The sequence below is a fragment of the Arthrobacter sp. Y3221160 genome, from assembly GCF_059092585.1.
Genome location: NZ_JBNHHU010000001.1, coordinates 2,456,511 through 2,473,631 on the forward strand (window position 1 = coordinate 2,456,511; position 17,121 = coordinate 2,473,631).

Consider the following 17,121-nt stretch of genomic DNA (forward strand, 5'->3'; position numbering starts at 1 on the left):
GTCTTTGTCTCGTTCCATGCTGGCAGCCGCGAACTGCGAAGTAACTAGCTGAAGCCAACCCCTTTGGCGCGTTTAGACTGTGCTCATGCACACAGTCTTTGGCGAGACGTCCGACCGGGCCTGGGCCGGTCTGGTGGCGCGGCTGCGGCAGCAGGCCGGGGCGTTGAAGGCGGATTTCGTCCAGCGGGTCCGGAGCATCCCAGGCTACGCGCAGGACCTGGTCGGCCACGACGATCTGGAGTCGACGGCGGCAGGTTCCCTCGAGCTGATCCTGGACTGCCTGGAGGAACCCGCTTCCTATCCAGGCCTGCTGAGGTTTGCGGAGGAACTGGGCGCCCGCCGGGCCCGCCAGGGTGTGCCACCGGAGGCGCTGATTTCCGCCGTGCGTCTCGACTTTCCGGTGGTCTGGGGCAGCCTGTTGGAGCTATCAGGCCCCGAGGACGCCGCCATGCTGACAAGCCGGGTGGAAACCGTCTGGAAGGTGGTTGACGACTATGCCGCCGCCGCCCATTCCAGCTATCTCGCCGAGCGTATCCTCATGGCCCGGGAGGAAGCAGGCGTGCGGCACGAGTTCGTGGCCGCGCTGTTCGGGCCGGAGGGCCAGCTGCCGGAGACCCGGAACCGCTTCGCCACAGCGTTCGACGTGAACCCGGACGGCCGATTCGGGATAGCCGCCGCGCAGGGGAAGGCCGCCGCAGCGCTGCGGCAGCTCGCGTCCTATTCACACCGTGGGGCGCCGGCCTTCCTGCATCAGGCGGACAAGTACACGTACGTGTTCTGGCCCGAAACGCAGGGGATGCAGGACCTGGGCGGGGTGCGGGTCCCGGCACCGCTGGCATCCGTTCCCTGCGGGGTGCACGGCCCCGTGCTCGGACTTGGGGAACTGACGCCGGCGGCGAGGATCGCCGCGGTGCTCAGCGATCTGGTCAACAGCAGTGACAAGCAGCCGTTGACCGTAGGTGAGGACTGGACCCGCCTGACCCGCCTGCGGATGGCGGGGATCGGCATCGATGTCAGGGCCGGGCTCGAGGCACAACTGGCGGTTTGCCGGCCGGACGAACGCGACCGGCTGGAAGAAACCGTGCTCAGCTTCATGCGGAACGGGAGCGTCACCGAAACCGCCGAGCTCCTCTATTGCCACCGCAACACCATCCTGAACCGGCTCAAGCGGTTCAAGGACCTGACCGGCATTGACCTGATGAAACCCGTGGAGGCGGCCCGCGCGGTTGTCGCCTGGGCCTAAGGCAAACCTCGGGGGCCTGTAGGGGTTGTGTCGGCGCGGGTGTGCAGATGCCCAGCCCCGGCGTCCGAAACGTGTGTGCTTAGCGATTGTGAGGCACACTACACGCCGGGATAGTGGGTAAACGATTCGAATGCGCTCAGCACGAGCATGCGGCCCTGCCGCCGACCACTTCGCACCCCTATTGGAGATGCAATGTCCCAGCATGTGACACCCACCAGCGCGGCCGCCGCCCGCCTGGACCGCCGGAAGATGCGGAAGATATCCACGGCAAGCGTCATCGGCACCACCGTCGAGTGGTACGACCTGTTTCTTTTCGGCACCGCGTCCGCGCTGGTGTTCAACCGGATCTTCTTCCCCGAGCTCGACGGCGCCGTCGGCACCATCCTGTCGTTCCTGACCTTCGCGTCGGCCTACCTGGCCCGCATGGTGGGGGCCATCCTGTTCGGTCACTTCGGCGACCGGCTGGGCCGCAAGTCCATGCTGCTGATCTCGCTCATGACCATGGGCGCGGCGACCTTCGCCATCGGCCTGGTGCCGGACTACTACACCATCGGCGTGGCAGCGCCGCTGCTGCTGCTGCTGCTGCGGCTCATCCAGGGGCTGGCGCTCGGCGGCGAGTGGGGCGGCGCGGTGCTCATGACCGTTGAGCATGCGCCGGAGAACCGCCGCGGCTTCTTCGGCTCCATGGTGCAGATCGGTGTTCCGATCGGAACCCTGCTGGCCAACGTCGCCTTCCTCATCGTGGCCTCCACCATGAGCGACGAGGCCCTGCTCAGCTGGGGCTGGCGCGTCCCGTTCCTCCTCTCCGCCGTCCTGGTTGCGGTCGGAATCTACATCCGCCTCAACATCGAGGAGACCCCGTCCTTCCAGATGGTCCGCGAGACCGGGGCCAAGGCCAAGCTGCCGTTCGCGTACCTGATGAAGCGCTACTGGAAGCAGGTCATCCTGGGCGGCGTCGCCACCCTCTCCACGGGCAGCACCTTCACCCTCCTGGTCGCTTCCGGCGTCAACTACGGCACAGCGGAGCTCGGCTACTCCAAGGACAAGATGCTCTGGGTGGTCATGTTCGCCTGCGCGCTGGCGTTCGTCGCCATCCCCTTCTTCGGCCGGCTCTCGGACCGCGTGGGCCGCAAACCCATCATCTTCGCCGGCATCATCGCCGAGGCCCTCCTGGCCTTCCCGTTCTTCTGGCTGCTCAACTCCGGATCCGAGCCGCTGCTCTTCGTTGCCTACGGCCTGATGATGCTCGCCTTCTCCGCCAACTACGGACCGATCGCGACCTTCCTCGCCGAGCTCTTCGGGTCCAAGGTCCGTTACTCCGGCCTGTCCGTGTCCTACATGCTCTCCGGCCTGCTGGGCTCCGCGGCGACTCCCGCGATCACCGTGGCGTTGCTGGCGGCCACCGGCCAGAGCACGTCCATCGCCTGGTACATCATGGGCGCCGCGGTCCTCTCCCTCATCGCGCTGTACCTCCTGACGGAGACCCGCCACGGCGATATCGACGCCGTGGACAACACTGACACGGTGAAGGCATTTGCCAAGGCGGAATCGTGAGTATTCGCCGCATCACTGAAGCGCCGGGTGCGGTGGGGCCGGTGGGGCCCTACTCCCAGGCGGTGGTGGCGAACGGTTTTGTCTTCACCTCCGGGCAGATCCCGGCAGGGCCCGGCGGCCTGGCCGACCAGCCGGAGAACTTCTCCGATCAGGTGCGCCAGACCATCCGGAACCTCGAAGCGATCCTGATCGAGGCCGGCAGCGGCCTGCAGCATGTGGTCAAGGTGAACACCTACCTGACCAGTGCGGACCAGCTCGAGGAATACAACGCCGTGTACGACGAGTACTTCGGTCCGCACCGGCCGGCCCGCACGTCGGTGTGCGTCAGCCTGTGGGGCGTGTCCCTGGAGATCGAATGCGTGGCGGTGGTTCCGGGGGCAGACCATGGATGAGTTGCTGCGGAAACTGGGCCGGGTCAGCCTCCCCACGCTCGGCCACTTCCTTGAGGACGGCTTCTGCAGCGGGGACATCGGGAGCATGGTGCCGGGTGTCCGCATGATGGGGGTCGCCGCCACCGCGTTGATTCCCGACGCCGATGCCGTGGCCGTGAACCAGGCGCTGGTCCGGCTTCGTCCCGGCGAGGTCTTGGTTCTGGACCTGAACGGGGACCGGAGCCACGCCCCGGTGGGTGCGGTCACCTCTGCCGCGGCCAAGGCCCGCGGCGCCGCGGGCATCCTGGTGGACGGCCCGGTCACCGATCTCACGGATCTGCAGGCGGCGGACGACGGCGGGGCGTTGCCGGTCTTCGCGCGCGGCACCACCTGCCTGACCACGAAGCGGCACGGCTCCGGCCGGTCGCAGTTCGGTGTCGCGGTCACCATCGGCGACACGACGGTGAATCCCGGCGACATCGTCTTGGGTGATGAGAACGGAGTGGTGGTGCTGGCGCCCGAGGTGGCAGCCGCCGTCGTCGATTCCGCCCTTGCCTCGGACGATGCCGAGCCGGCGATCCTGAAGCGGATCGCCGCGGGGGAGCCGCTGGAGGACGTGCTCTACCTCGGCTAGCGAACAGTAATTCGCTCAAGGACCCGGGTGCGCTCTACGGCACCCGGGTCCTTTCGTCCTCTGGCCGGGTCCAAGGGCTAGGGGGCGCACCTACCGGGTGGTCGGGACGGGGGGATAAGGTGTGCTCACTGGCCCGAGTGCCCGCGCGCGGTCCCGAAGGCCTCACCGACCCTGAAACGGGAGGGCGACATGGCAGCTGACGCACCCGGCAGCACCGGCCACGTCGTGCTGCTCGGCGACTCGGTGTTCGACAACGCTGCCTATGTTGCCGGCGGCCCCGACGTCGTGACGCACGTTCGCGGGCTGCTGCCGCGCGGGTGGCAGGCCACGCTCCTGGCCCTCGACGGCGCCGTCATCAGCGGGGTCGCCGGCCAGCTCCGCTCCCTCCCGCGGGACGCCACGCACTTGGTGATCAGCGTGGGCGGGAACGACGCCCTCGGTTACGCTTACCTGCTCAATGAACCGGCCGTGTGGGCGGCCGAAGCCCTGGCCATGTTCGCCGATGCCCAGGATAAATTCGGCGCCGGCTATGCCGCGATGCTGGATGCGGTCGCGGCCACGGGGCTGCCGACGGCGGCCTGCACCATCTACGACACCCCGCCGTCGGGCCCCGACCAGCGGATCATCCGGTCGGCCGCCGCCCTGTTCAACGACCACATCACTCGGGCCGTCTTCGCCCGGGGGCTGGCGCTGGTGGACCTGAGGCTTATCTGTCCCGAAGACGCCGACTACGCGAATCCGATCGAGCCCTCCGTCCAGGGCGGCCGCAAGATCGCGCACGCCATCAGCGCCTACCTGTTCCCCGAGCAGGCCGCCCCTCGCTCCCTGGTCATCGGCGCCTGAGCGCCGGAAGATGCCGGACAACGAACGCCTTGAAGCCGGCACCGTCGGCGCGGCCGGCACGGTCGGCGCGGCCGGCGCCCGCACGCTCCGGGAATTCCGGGATCGGCTGGGCTTCGAGCTGGACCCGTTCCAGGTAGAGGCCTGCTCGGCGCTCGAGGCCGGCCGCGGGGTGCTGGTCGCGGCCCCCACCGGGGCCGGCAAGACGGTGGTGGGGGACTTCGCCGCCTTCCTGTCCGTCGCCCGGGGCACCAGGACGTTCTACACCACGCCCCTCAAAGCGCTGAGCAACCAGAAGTTCGCCGATCTCTCGGCGGCCTACGGAAGCGCCCGGGTCGGCCTGCTCACGGGAGACAGCAGCGTCAATCCGGACGCCGACGTCGTCGTCATGACCACCGAGGTGCTGCGCAACATGCTCTACACGGGATCCCCGGGCCTGGAGCGACTGGCGTATGTGGTGATGGACGAGGTGCATTACCTGGCGGACCGGACCAGGGGAGCGGCGTGGGAGGAGGTCATCATCCAGCTCCCGGAGACGGTGCGGCTGGTCAGCCTCAGCGCCACCATCTCCAATGCAGAAGAGTTCGGGGCCTGGCTTGGAGCGGTCCGCGGCGACACCGCCGTGGTGGTGTCCGAACACCGTCCGGTGCCCCTGTTCCAACACGTCATGGCCGGAAACCAGCTGTTCGACCTGTTCGCCGAGCCCGTCGCCTTCGACGAGCTCGACCCGCAATCGCCGGCGGTGCTGGGCGGGCATCCGCTCAACCCCCACCTGCTGGCGCTGTCCGATGCAGCCTCGCTCGCCCGATCCACCGCCGGCGACGAGCAGGAGCGCGGCCGGACCCGGCAGTTCCACCGCTCACGCAGCCCGGCAGAAGGCGGCCGGGATCCCAAGCCCTGGGCGCAGCTGCTCCAGCGGCTCGGCCGCGACGGGCTGCTGCCGGCGATCGTGTTCGTCTTCTCCCGGGCCGGGTGCGACGCAGCCGTCCGTTCCTGCACGGGATCGGGACTCTGGCTGACGGACCTCCGCGAACGCAGGGAGATCCTCCGCCGCGTCGACGCCGCGGACCTTGGGCTGACCGGGGAGGAGGGCGAGGCGCTCGGAATCCCCGGGTGGCGGGAGGGCCTGCGCCGGGGTGTCGCCGCGCATCATGCCGGAATGCTTCCGGCGTGCAGGCAACTGGTGGAGCAGCTGTTCGCCGAGGGACTGCTCAAGGCCGTCTTCGCCACGGAGACCCTGTCCCTGGGGATCAACATGCCCGCCCGCTCGGTGGTGCTCGAGCGGCTGGAGAAGTTCGACGGCGAGGCCATGGTTCCCTTGACCGCGGGCCAATATACGCAGCTGACCGGACGCGCGGGCCGGCGCGGCATCGACGCGGAGGGCCACGCCGTCGTGCTGTGGAGACCGGGAGTGGATCCCGCGGCCGTCGCGGCACTGGCCTCCCGGCGCACCTACCCGCTGCGCTCCGGCTTCCGGCCCGGCTACAACATGGCCGTCAATCTCATCGCGCGGCACGGCCACGAGGGCGCACGCGCACTGCTGGCGCGGTCGTTCGCCAGTTTCCAAGCGGGGAGGTCCGGCCGGCCGGACCCCGGTGTACATGAGGAAACCTTCGAGGGCCTGGTTCGGGTGCTCGCCCGGTACGGCTACCTGACGGTCGATGCGCAGGGGGTAGTGATCGACGACGACGGCGGCGCGCGGCTGCGCGGGATCTACGGCGAGCGGGACCTGCTGGTCTGCCTGGGCCTGGACCGGGGCGCCTTTCGGCGGCTCACTCCCGTGGAGCTGGCCGGTTTTGCGGCCGCCCTGGTGTACCGCAGCGGCAGGAGCCCGGCGGGGCCGGTGAAAATGCCGACCGGCGGGCTGCAGTCCTCCTTCGACACCCTCGCGGCCGCCTGGGCGGAGCTGAGCGTGCTGGAGCGGCGCTACCGGCTGCCGGGCACACCGGAACCGGAGACCGGGCTGGTCCGCCCGCTGTACGGCTGGGCGGCTGGCCGAAGCCTGGCCGACGTCCTGCCGGAGACGGGGCTATCCGCCGGGGGCTTCGTGCTCTGGGCCAGGCGGTGCGCCGACCTGCTCGAGCAGGTGGCCGCCGTCCGCCCGGAGTCGTCGGCCACCGCCGGCACGTGCCGCGACGCCGTGCGGCTCATCCGGCGCGGGGCAGTGGCCCGCGGGACCCAGATCGACTGAGCGTCGGTCAGCGCAGGGCTAGGGGCCTAAACTACTGCCCCGCCGGCGTCCGCGCCGGTTCCGCGGCCACGTCCGCGCCGGTCTCGTCCACCAGCTCCGCGCGGCGCCGCCCGGCGCCCTTGATGCCGAAGCGGTAGGCCACGAACAGCAGGGCGATCCACGCGCAGCCCACCACCAAGGCGACCCGGGTGTCCGGCATGATGCCCAGCAGCACCACGATAAACACCATGAAGCCCAGCGCCAGGTAGGACGCCACCGGCCAGAACGGCACCGGGAATTCCGACGCCGGCAGCCCCTTCCGCGCAATCTCCCGCTTCATCGCGATGTGGGAGAGCAGGATCATCAGCCAGACCCACACGGTGGCGAAGGTCGCGATCGACGCAACGATCAGGAACAGGGACTCCGGCAGGAGCGCATTGAGCACGACGCCGGCCAGCAGCACCGCGGCCATCGTCGCCACCGTCATCCACGGCACCCCGTGGCGGGAAATCTTCGCGAAGGCCTTCGGCGCGTGGCCCTGCTCGGCCAGCCCGTACATCATCCGCCCGGCGCCGAACGTGTCGGAGTTGATGGCGGAAATGGCGGCGGTGATCACCACGGCGTTGAGGATGTGCGCGGCCGCCGGGATGCCCAGCATGTCGAATATCTGCACGAACGGGCTGGTGGAGCCGTCGATCCGGTCCCACGGCGAGATCATCATCAGCACGGCCAGGGTGCAGACGTAGAAGAGCAGGATCCGCACCGGCACCGTGTTGATCGCACCCGGGATCGCCTTCTTCGGGTTCTCCGCTTCGCCGGCCGTGATCCCGATGGTCTCGATCCCGCCGAACGCAAACATCACGATGGAGAAGGAGGCCAGCAACCCCCAGAACCCGTTGGCGAAGAAGCCGCCGGATCCCAGCATGGTCTCCAGTCCCGGGTTGGCCCCGTCCGGCAGCCCGAAGCCGAAGATGATGATCGCGGCGCCGCCGACAATCATGGCGATGATCGCGGCGACCTTGACCAGCGACAGCCAGAATTCGGTCTCGCCGAATACCTTGACCTTGACGAGGTTAAGGGCGGCGATGAAGAACACGACGGCGAGGATCCAGATCCAGCGCGGCACCTCGGGGAACCAGAAGCCCATGTAGATGCCGAACGCCGTCACGTCCGCGATCGCCACGATGGCCATCTCGAACGCGAACGTCCACCCGGTGATGAACCCGGCGAACGGGCCCAGGTAGCGGCTGGCGTACTGGCCGAACGATCCGGAGACCGGGTGCCGCACGGCCATCTCGCCCAGCGCCCGCATGACCAGGAAGACCGCGGCGCCGCCGATGGCATAGGCCAGCAGCACGGCCGGGCCGGCGGCCTGTATGGCGGCGGCCGAGCCGTAGAACAGGCCGGTGCCGATCGCGGAGCCAAGGGCCATGAAACGGATGTGGCGGACAGTCAGGCCACGCGCGAGCGCGGACGCGAATTGCGGCATGGGAGAAACAACCTTGCTGGAGGGAGACGGCCGGTCAAAAAAGCGGCCAATCAATTCTACGCCCAGCCCGGAACCTCAGCGGGCCACAAGCCGTCCGTACGCCCGACGCCAACCGCACTGTGGCCGCAGCGGCGATCACCAGGCCGGCATCGGTGCCCCTGTGTGGAGTGCCACCGTTTTCCCACCCACACCCTTGACCCCGCGGCCACCGAGGACTAACCTGCAACCAAATGGTTGTAGATCAAGTCAGTGACCTCGAGTTGGACCGCCTCTTCCAGGCGCTCGCCGACGCCACCCGCCGCGACATCGTGGCCCGGGTGCTCACCGGCGAGTTCTCGGTGTCGGGCCTGGCGGCGGGGTACAAGATGAGTTTCGCCGCGGTACAGAAACACGTCGCGGTCTTGGAACGGGCTTCTTTGGTGGTTAAGGAGAAGCGCGGAAGGGAGCAGATGGTGCGGCCTCATCCTGAAGGAGTGCGAAGAGCGCGTCGCCTGCTCGACGAATACGAGATGCTCTGGCGCCAACGCGTTGACCGGATCCAGGACATTCTCGCCATGGGATAGGAAGGACACCGTCATGCCGGTTACCGATACCAAGCAGGACCTCGAGGCCCTGACGTTCACCCTCGTGGCCGAGTTCGATGCACCCGTCGAGCGCGTCTGGCAGCTCTGGGAGGATCCGCGCCAGCTGGAACGCTGGTGGGGCCCGCCCGAGTGGCCCGCCACCTTCAGCAAGCACGAGTTCACTCCAGGCGGCACGGCCAGTTACTACATGACCGGGCCCGACGGCGAGACGGCCGCCGGCTGGTGGCGGATCACCGCGATCGAGGCCCCGCACCGGCTGACCTTCGAGGACGGGTTTGCCGACGACGACGGCGAGCCGGTGGCGGACCTGGGCACCACCTACGCCACGGTCACGCTGGAATCCATCGACGGCCGCACCCGGATGACCACCGAGTCCAGGTTCGAATCCGCCGAGCAGGTGGAGAAGATGCTAGAGATGGGGATGGTCGAGGGCATGCAGGGGGCCATGGGCCAGATCGACGCCATCCTCGCCGAGCCCGCATCTGTCTGAGTCCGGGCATCCCGCGAGCGAAAGGGGAGTGACACCGAGGCGGCACGGCAAGCCCGTCACCGTCTGACCGCCGGCCCGTGTCTGTCCGAGAGTGGATAGGCTACAAACATGGCCATCATTTACGACGCAGTGTTGAATCCCACCAAGCAGGAGCTGCTGGCGGCATGGCTGCCCGAACAGCCATGGTTCCAACAACTTGGAGCCAGCGCCGGCGAGCTGGAGCACCTTGGCGCCTTCCGCTTCGACGATCCGGCCGGAGAGGTCGGCATGGAAACGCACCTGGTCCGGGCCGGCGAGGGTTCGGTGCTGCACGTCCCGCTGACCTACCGGGGCGCACCGCTGCCCGGAGCCGAACAATTCCTGGCCGGGACCATGGACCACTCCGTGCTCGGCGACCGCTGGGTCTACGACGCCTGCGCCGACCCGGTCTACGCCACCGCGCTGGCCACCGTGATCATCCAGGGCGGATCCGGCGCGGAGCAGTTCCGCGACGTGGACGGCAAGCTCGAGCCGCTGGCCGGCGCCCTCCCGGTCCGCGGCAGCGGCGGTCCCGGCGGCATCGTCCCCACCACGACGACGGCGGTGCCCACCACCGAGGGCAGCGTCACCACCATCGATGCCAACCCATTGACGTTGACCGTCTACCGAACTCCCGGGTCCCAGGAGAGGCCGGCCACGGCCCTGACGCTGACCTGCTCGCTGCCGGGCCAGCCGCCGCTGATCCTCGCTTCAGCCTGGTGAGCCGCCCGGTGCGGAGGAGCAAGGAGTCGGGGGTTCAGCGAGAGGAAGGTGCCTGGGGCCTGCGTGTTGCCGCGTTGCGCTACCGCTTCAAGGAGAGCCTCTTTCTCTTCCCGGCGGTGGTGATGTTGGCCGGCATCGCGCTGGCCATCGGTGCCACCGCCGTCGACCGAGCCCTCGGCCACCATGCCGATGTGCCGCTCACGCTGGCGATGAGCAGCAATGCCGCCACCTGGCTGCTGTCCACCGTCGCGGGAGCGATGATCACCACCGTCGGCGTGGTTTTCTCGTTGACCGTGGTGAGCCTGCAGCTGGCCAGCGACCAGTTCTCGCCGCGTGTGATGCGCTCGTTCATCCGGGACCGGCTCAGCCAGGCGGTTATCGGCCTGCTCGTTGCCACGTTTTTCTACTGCGTCCTCGTCCTGCCGAGCCTGAGCGGGGAACCGACCGAGCCGGCGCCGCGCATATCCCTGACGATCGCCGTCGTCCTCACCCTGGTGACGGTGGTGGGGATCATCGTCCACCTGGACCATCTTGCCCGCGGACTGCAGGTTGGCAACGTCGCCCGGGTCATCGCGGCAGAGGGCCGGACCGTCGTGGCGGCTCTTAACCGGGTGCCCTCTGGCCTGCAGCCCGTGGAGCCCGAAGACTTCCATGCCCCCGGGAATGCCGCCGTCATTCCTTGCCGGATGAGCGGATGGATCAGCCAGGTGGACAGCGGCCAGCTGCTGGGAGCGGTCCCTGCCGGCACGACGGTGCGGATGGAAACCCGTGTGGGTGCTTACATCCACGCGGGTGAAGCATTGTTCACGGTGTGGCCGCCACCGCCGGAGCGCAGCCGGGAGAAGCTTGCCGGGGCGATTGCCATAGCCGACTCGCGGACCATGCTGCAGGATGTCGACTTCGCTATCCGCCAGCTGGTTGACATAGGCCTGCGGGCGCTGAGCCCGGCCATCAACGACCCCACCACGGCAGTGGAGGTCATCCTGAGGCTGGGCAGCCTTCTGCGGGCGGTCCTGACCGCCCCGCTTGCTGCGGAAGCGCTGAAGGACGAGTCAGGCCGGGTACTGCTGCAGCCGTGGAACCTTGACCATGCCGAATACGTCGACCATGCCTTCGACCAGCTGCGACAGACGAGCCTGGACCAGCCGGAGGTCGTCGCCGCTCTCCTGCGGGTCCTCCGCATGCTCATCGCACACGTCCGTGCCGAGGGCCACCCCGAACACACGCCGGCCCTGAACCGGCAGATGCAGCTACTTCTCGACGCCATGCGGGACCGGCCCGAACTGCACCCCGAGGACCTCCGGCGCCTCCAGGCGCTGTCCTCCGACGAGACAGACCCCGCCGACCACAGCCGCAGCCGGTAGCCCGGCGTTACTTCACGCCGCGATTCCTGCGGAGTACGACGGCGGTGGCCACGCCGGCGGCGAGGACCAGGGCCGCGCCGATGCCCCAGGCGAGGGCCGGGACCGAAGCCGGGCCTTCGCCGTCGTCCGCCACGGCAACGACAGTTGCCGTCCCCGCCTGGTGGTCCGCCGGTTCTGCCACCGCGGATTCGGTGGCCGCGGCCGAAGCACCGGGTTCGGTCATGCCGGGGCCGGGTTCGACGTCGCCAACCAGATCCAGGGTCAGGGTATAGGGGATCTCCGTCTCCTTCGCGTCCTCGAAGTACAGCGGGTCGACGGCCACCTGGAGGTAGTAGTCGCCGGCAAGGTACAGGTTGCGGACGTCGTGAATGCCCTCGGCGGCGTTGCGGTAGCGCACCGGAGAGGCGAAGTTCGCTGCCACCTTGGTGCCCGGGTCGGCCATGGACGTCATGCCGTAGGCCCCCGTGGAGGTGCCGTCGGTGATCGTCACCGGCTGGCGCAGCGGATTGGCGAAGCCGACCTGCAGGTAGGACGGATTGAAGATGTCCTTTTCGTAATCGCCGAGCTGGGCGACGGCACGCAGCTGCTGCCCGTAGTCCACCGGCACCCTGTAGAAGTGCACCTCGCCAGGGATGAGCGTGGCCGCAAAGCTGCCGGGCGCCAGCTCGGGGGCGGAATTGAAGCTGTTGCCGGGAGTGGTCTCCCGCGGCTTGGAGCCCGGCTTCAGCAGATCGAGCTTGGTCACGGCGTCGTAGCCGGCCGGCAGTCCGGTGGTATCGGCCTCCGGCTCGGCGAGGAAGAGCAGCTCCATCGGCAGCGGGTCCTTTTTCCAGCCCGGACCGCTCCGGGTCACGCCGACCACCAGTTCGCCGCCGCCGGTGGGCTCGAGGCACTCTTGGTCGCCGCTGCCCATGGCGCCAGTGGAGAGCACCGCGGTGACCGGGCCATCGGAGAGCCGGGCCTCGTCGCGGGATTCGCGAATCGAGTTCAGACATTCCTGCCCGTCGGGGGAAAAGACCTCGAGCTCCAGGGCGCTGTAGGTAGTCATGCTGCCGGCCCGGATCGGCATCACCAGGGACGCGCTGACGTGCAGGCGCTCGCCGTCGTCCAGGTGGACCTTGTAGAACTTGCGCGTCCCGCCCTCGTACGTCTTGTCGCTGCCGGCGGCGAAGGTGTCCAGGTACTGGCCGGTGGACACCTCCGCGGCAGCGGCGGCGCTCTTGCCGCCGGTTACCGGGATGCCGGCGAAGTCGTAGGGGTTCAGCGCGCGGACGGTCTTGATGACCATCTGCTCACGCAGCGTGTCAGCGTTGTCCGCGTCGGCGTAGGTGCCCCCGGAGGCCTTGGCGATGCATTCGAGTTCCTTGCGGGCCTGCGCATCCACCTTGAACCCGATGGTGTGCATGGCCAGGTCCACGCCGTCCTTGGCCAGGTCCTTGGCTACCTCGCACGGCGGCGGCGGCGAGCAGGTGTCGATGCCGTCCGACACCAGCACAATGCTGCGGGGACGGTCGTCGGGAAGCTCCGCGGCGGCCCGGCGCAGCGCCTCGCCCACCGGGGTGTAGCCGGACGCCTTGATCGAGTCGATCTGATCGACCAGTTTCCCGGGATCTGCGGTGCCCAGTTTGGACAGCACGCTCACGTCCTTGCAGCCCTCGGCCCGGGCCTCGGGGGAACTGTCCGTGTTGGTGCCGTAGACCATGAGGCCCAGCTGCGATCCCGCCGGCAGGGTTTCCACCAGCTCCGTGGCAGCGGCCTTGGCTGCGTCCATCCGCAGGGTGCCCTTGGCGTCGGCGTCGGGGTTGAGCATGGAGCCGGAAGCGTCCAGAATCAGCATCACCGGCACGGCCTCCTCGGATCCTGAGGCGGGAGCCTGTGGGACGGGCACCTGCGAAACCGGCACCTGCGCAACGGGCACCTGCGAAACCGGCACCTGCGAAACCGGCACCTGCTGCGGCAGGAACATGGCCAGCGCGGCAACCACTCCCAGCGCGCCCTTCAAGACCCCGACGCTCGCACTCACAATCGACACCGACTCTCTCGATGAAACGTTATTTTGCCCCGACTATATCCGGCAAAACGCGGCCCACGGGCCAGCCGGCGGGCGGCGAAGCGCGCCCACCGGCCGGCCGGCGGAATGCCGGCCCTGTTCACCGCGCGTTTCCTCGCGGGCCAGCCTGGACGGTGCTCCCGATTGTTCTCGATTTGACCCACGTGAGCCGCGGCAGATAGGTTTTCGTGGCGTAGGTCACCCAGTCGGCCCCTCCGGGCTGAGCCGCGGGCGGCTTGCTCTCGGTCTGGCCGGACGGGCAATGGAGCCTGCGTCCGACCGGTTCGAAGGGAACCTCCCGCAGCTGCACAGTCCCACCCGTAAGGAACATAGTGAGCGCCACCAGCACCGAACCGCACCTCCAGCGGTCTTTATCCAACCGCCACATCCAGTTGATCGCCATCGGCGGTGCGATTGGCACCGGGCTTTTCATGGGCTCGGGCAAGACGATTTCCGTCGCCGGCCCCTCGGTCATCTTTGTCTACATGATCATCGGTTTCATGCTCTTCTTCGTCATGCGGGCGATGGGGGAGCTGCTGCTGAGTAACACCGAGTACAAGAACTTCGGCGACTTCGCCGGCGACATCCTGGGGCCGTGGGCGGCGTTTTTCACCGGCTGGACGTATTGGTTCTGCTGGGTGGTCACCGGCATCGCCGACGTCGTCGCGATCGCCCACTACGTGGCGTTCTGGTGGCCTGACCTGCCGCTGTGGATCCCGGCGCTCGCCTGCATCCTGCTGCTGCTCGCGCTGAACCTGCCCACCGTGCGGGCCTTCGGCGAGACCGAATTCTGGTTCGCGCTGATCAAGATCGTTGCCATCGTGGCCCTGATCGTCGTCGGCCTGGTCATGATCATCACCAACTTCGAGCACGACGGCGTCCGCGCCTCCTTCGGGAACCTGTGGGAGCACGGCGGAATGTTCCCCACCGGCTTCATGGGCTTCGTGGCCGGGTTCCAGATCGCCGTGTTCGCGTTCGTCGGAATCGAACTGGTCGGCACCACCGCCGCCGAGACGAAGGACCCGGAGAAGAACCTGCCGCGGGCGGTGAACTCCATCCCGATCCGCATCCTGATTTTCTACGTAGGCGCCCTCATCATCCTGATGGCCGTCCAGCCGTGGACCGGGTTTAACGCCGACGAATCCCCGTTCGTGGGCATGTTCGCCCTCGCCGGCCTCGTTGGCGCGGCCGGCGTCGTGAACTTCGTGGTCCTCACCTCGGCGACGTCGTCGGCGAACTCGGGCATCTACTCGACGTCGCGCATGATCTACGGCCTCTCGCTGGAGGGCGATGCCCCAAAGCGCTTCGGCAAGCTCTCGAGCCGCGGTGTGCCGCGCAGCGCGCTGCTGTTCTCCTGCATGTTCCTGCTCGCCGGCGTGGTCCTGCTCTATGCGGAGGGCAGCGTCTCCGAGGCGTTCACCATGGTCACCACGGTTTCGGCGCTCTGCTTCATGTTCGTTTGGACCATCATCCTGGTCAGCTACATCGTGTACCGCCGCCGCCGGCCGCACCTGCACGAGGCCAGCAAGTTCAAGATGCCGGGCGGCTCGTTCATGCCCTACGTGGTCATGGCCTTCTTCGCCTTCATCCTGTGGGCGCTGACCACCCAGCCGGACACGCTGGCGGCCCTGCTGTTCACCCCGGTCTGGTTCGTCGCGCTCGGCATCGGCTACCTGTGGCTGCGCCGCAACCCGGAGCACACCGCGATCCGCGCCGCCCACGACGCCAAGGTCGCCGAGGAAAAGGCGGCCCTCGCCGGCCGCGAAGACGCCCTGGCCGGCCGGCGCTAGCCAAACCCGCCGCCGGCTTCACCGAAACGTCCGCTCCCCGGGGTCTCCGGGGAGCGGACGTTTTTCGTTGTGCGACCCACCCGGAGCCAGCTCCCTCCCTGCCCCACCCGTTCGACCCCGCCCGTCATCCCTCGGGCTCCGCCCCCGTCCCTCCCTCGCAGACCGTCCCTCCGGCCTTCGGTCCCTCTCGGCCGCCACCGCGCGACTACGATGGGCGCCATGGAAGATTCGATCACGCTGCGCTTCCTCGCCGCGCCCACCGACGTCGCGGCCGACGGGACCACGGTGCAGGCCGGAAGGGTCCTCGAGTGGATCGACAAGGCCGGGTACGCGTGCGCCGTCGGCTACTCGGGCGGATACTGCGTCACCGCGTACGTCGGCAATGTGCACTTCACCCGGCCGATCCACAACGGCGACCTGATCGAGGTCAGCGCCCGCATCGCGCACACCGGCCGTTCCAGCATGCAGGTGGTCGTCACCGTCGACGCGGCCGACGTGCGCTCGCGGCAGTTCCGGCCGGCGATGGACTGCATCCTGGTGTTCGTCGCCATGGACGAGCAGCGGCGGCCCCGGTCCGTTCCGCCGTGGGCGCCGACCGACGACGCGTCGCAGCGGCTGGCCCGCGGGATCGAGGGCCGGCTGGAGGCCCGGCGCGAGATCCGCGAGGTGATGAGCGCCCAGGCATATACGGATGCGGGCACCACTCCCTCCGAACGCTTCCGTTTCCTCGCCGCCCCCACGGACGTGAACTGGGGCGGCAACGCCCACGGCGGGATCGTGCTGCGCTGGATTGACGAGGTGGCCAGGGCCTGCGCCATGGGATGGTGCGGTGCCGACGCCGTGGCGGTCTACTCCGGCGGCATCCACTTCCTAAACCCGGTCCACATCGGGGACCTGGTGGAACTCTCCGCCCGGATGATCCACACCGGTCCGCACTCCATGCACATCGCCGTCCACGTCCGGGCACGGGACCCGCGCGGCGGCGACTGGCGGGACACCACGCAGTGCATGACCGTCTTCGTCACCCGGGACGACGCCGGGCACGCCGCCAAGGTTCCGCAACTCGTGCCGCGCTCCGACGAGGATCGGCGGCTGGCCGCCCACGCCCAGGACCTGGTCCGGCGGCGCGCGGCACTTCCCCCGCTGGAGTTCGGCGTCGAGCGGACCTACTGACCCCCACTTCCCGGCACGGGGTGCGGAAGCTCGGGAGCCAGCCCTCCCAGGTTGGACGTTCCACCTCACGGGCAGGTGCAGCCGTGGCCCGCCGACCCTTCCCGCGCGCCGTTGAAGGCGCAAGAATGAACGCGGCACGGAACCGCGCCGCATCCACTACGGAAGGCAGACCCATGGCACTGGACCTGAACCCCTACCTGCAGTTCAGCGGCAACGCCGCGGAGGCGATCGAGTTCTACCACTCCGTGTTCGGCGGTGAGGTGAGCAAGATGACCTACGCCGAGGGAATGGGCGACGACAACCCCGAGACCGGCGCGAACATCATGCACTCGTCGGTGTTCGTCGACCGCGGCTTCCTGCTGATGGCCTCGGACGTGCCCCCGGAGATGCAGTCATCGCCCAACGGCTACATCTGCCTCAGCTCCAGCGGCGAAGACCCGGGCGAGGACGCCAAGTTGCGGGGCTACTGGGAGGGCCTGAGCGACGGCGCGACCGTCAACCAGCCGCTCGAGCAGGCCCCGTGGGGAGACTACTTCGGGCAGCTCACCGACCGCTTCGGCGTGAACTGGATGGTCAACATCACCGCCCCGGAAAACGCCGGTTCGGCGCAGCAGCCGTAACCCGGCCG

General features: G+C 68.6%; 14 protein-coding genes and 2 pseudogenes. 14 read left to right on the forward strand and 2 right to left on the reverse strand.

Annotated features, from left to right (window positions below):
* The first annotated feature begins 85 nt into the window (after positions 1-85).
* The 7 genes and pseudogenes from AC5RWG_RS11490 to AC5RWG_RS11520 form a co-directional block, all read left to right on the forward strand.
* Positions 86-1,243, forward strand: a complete 1,158-nt coding sequence (locus AC5RWG_RS11490; RefSeq protein ID WP_494166948.1) for a helix-turn-helix domain-containing protein — start codon at positions 86-88, stop codon at positions 1,241-1,243.
* Positions 1,244-1,435: 192 nt separating this feature from the next.
* Entirely contained in the window at positions 1,436-2,797 is a 1,362-nt protein-coding gene (locus AC5RWG_RS11495; protein WP_494013251.1) for an MFS transporter, read from the forward strand.
* Entirely contained in the window at positions 2,794-3,189 is a 396-nt protein-coding gene (locus AC5RWG_RS11500) for a RidA family protein (protein ID WP_494166949.1), read from the forward strand. The genes AC5RWG_RS11495 and AC5RWG_RS11500 overlap by 4 nt, the downstream gene beginning before the upstream one ends.
* Positions 3,182-3,802, forward strand: a complete 621-nt coding sequence (locus tag AC5RWG_RS11505; protein WP_494166950.1) for an RraA family protein — start codon at positions 3,182-3,184, stop codon at positions 3,800-3,802. The genes AC5RWG_RS11500 and AC5RWG_RS11505 overlap by 8 nt, the downstream gene beginning before the upstream one ends.
* A gap of 189 nt (positions 3,803-3,991) precedes the next feature.
* Positions 3,992-4,645, forward strand: a complete 654-nt coding sequence (locus AC5RWG_RS11510; RefSeq protein WP_494166951.1) for a GDSL-type esterase/lipase family protein — start codon at positions 3,992-3,994, stop codon at positions 4,643-4,645.
* 10 nt (positions 4,646-4,655) lie between these two features.
* Positions 4,656-6,221, forward strand: a pseudogene (locus AC5RWG_RS11515) (DEAD/DEAH box helicase); the annotation flags it as partial.
* A 126-nt stretch (positions 6,222-6,347) separates the two neighbouring features.
* A pseudogene (locus AC5RWG_RS11520) lies at positions 6,348-6,833 on the forward strand (DEAD/DEAH box helicase); the annotation flags it as partial.
* A 31-nt stretch (positions 6,834-6,864) separates the two neighbouring features.
* On the opposite strand, the gene AC5RWG_RS11525 reads toward AC5RWG_RS11520, so the two are convergent.
* A complete protein-coding gene (locus AC5RWG_RS11525; RefSeq protein ID WP_494166952.1) occupies positions 6,865-8,301 on the reverse strand; it encodes an amino acid permease in 1,437 nt (478 codons plus the stop codon).
* A 230-nt stretch (positions 8,302-8,531) separates the two neighbouring features.
* Here AC5RWG_RS11525 and AC5RWG_RS11530 point away from each other — a divergent pair, with 230 nt between their 5' ends.
* The 4 genes from AC5RWG_RS11530 to AC5RWG_RS11545 all read left to right on the forward strand — a co-directional run bounded on the left by AC5RWG_RS11530 (position 8,532) and on the right by AC5RWG_RS11545 (position 11,480).
* Entirely contained in the window at positions 8,532-8,864 is a 333-nt protein-coding gene (locus tag AC5RWG_RS11530; RefSeq protein WP_494013237.1) for an ArsR/SmtB family transcription factor, read from the forward strand.
* A 13-nt stretch (positions 8,865-8,877) separates the two neighbouring features.
* Positions 8,878-9,375, forward strand: a complete 498-nt coding sequence (locus AC5RWG_RS11535) for an SRPBCC family protein (RefSeq protein WP_494166953.1) — start codon at positions 8,878-8,880, stop codon at positions 9,373-9,375.
* Between the two features lie 108 nt (positions 9,376-9,483).
* Positions 9,484-10,116, forward strand: a complete 633-nt coding sequence (locus AC5RWG_RS11540; protein WP_494166954.1) for a CG0192-related protein — start codon at positions 9,484-9,486, stop codon at positions 10,114-10,116.
* Entirely contained in the window at positions 10,113-11,480 is a 1,368-nt protein-coding gene (locus tag AC5RWG_RS11545; RefSeq protein WP_494166955.1) for a DUF2254 domain-containing protein, read from the forward strand. The genes AC5RWG_RS11540 and AC5RWG_RS11545 overlap by 4 nt, the downstream gene beginning before the upstream one ends.
* Before the next feature lie 7 nt (positions 11,481-11,487).
* Here AC5RWG_RS11545 and AC5RWG_RS11550 read toward each other — a convergent pair whose 3' ends face one another.
* Positions 11,488-13,512, reverse strand: coding sequence for a vWA domain-containing protein (locus tag AC5RWG_RS11550; protein ID WP_494166956.1), 2,025 nt, complete (start codon positions 13,510-13,512; stop codon positions 11,488-11,490).
* A 350-nt stretch (positions 13,513-13,862) separates the two neighbouring features.
* On the opposite strand from AC5RWG_RS11550, the gene cycA reads away from it, so the two are divergent.
* The 3 genes from cycA (at position 13,863) to AC5RWG_RS11565 (ending at position 17,113) form a co-directional block, all read left to right on the forward strand.
* Complete coding sequence (gene cycA / locus AC5RWG_RS11555; protein WP_494024520.1) at positions 13,863-15,320, forward strand: D-serine/D-alanine/glycine transporter; 1,458 nt, start codon at positions 13,863-13,865, stop codon at positions 15,318-15,320.
* A 219-nt stretch (positions 15,321-15,539) separates the two neighbouring features.
* Positions 15,540-16,493, forward strand: a complete 954-nt coding sequence (locus AC5RWG_RS11560; protein WP_494166957.1) for an acyl-CoA thioesterase — start codon at positions 15,540-15,542, stop codon at positions 16,491-16,493.
* A gap of 173 nt (positions 16,494-16,666) precedes the next feature.
* Positions 16,667-17,113: a VOC family protein gene (locus AC5RWG_RS11565; RefSeq protein ID WP_494166958.1), complete on the forward strand. Its 447-nt coding sequence runs from the start codon at positions 16,667-16,669 to the stop codon at positions 17,111-17,113.
* The last annotated feature ends 8 nt before the right edge of the window (positions 17,114-17,121 follow it).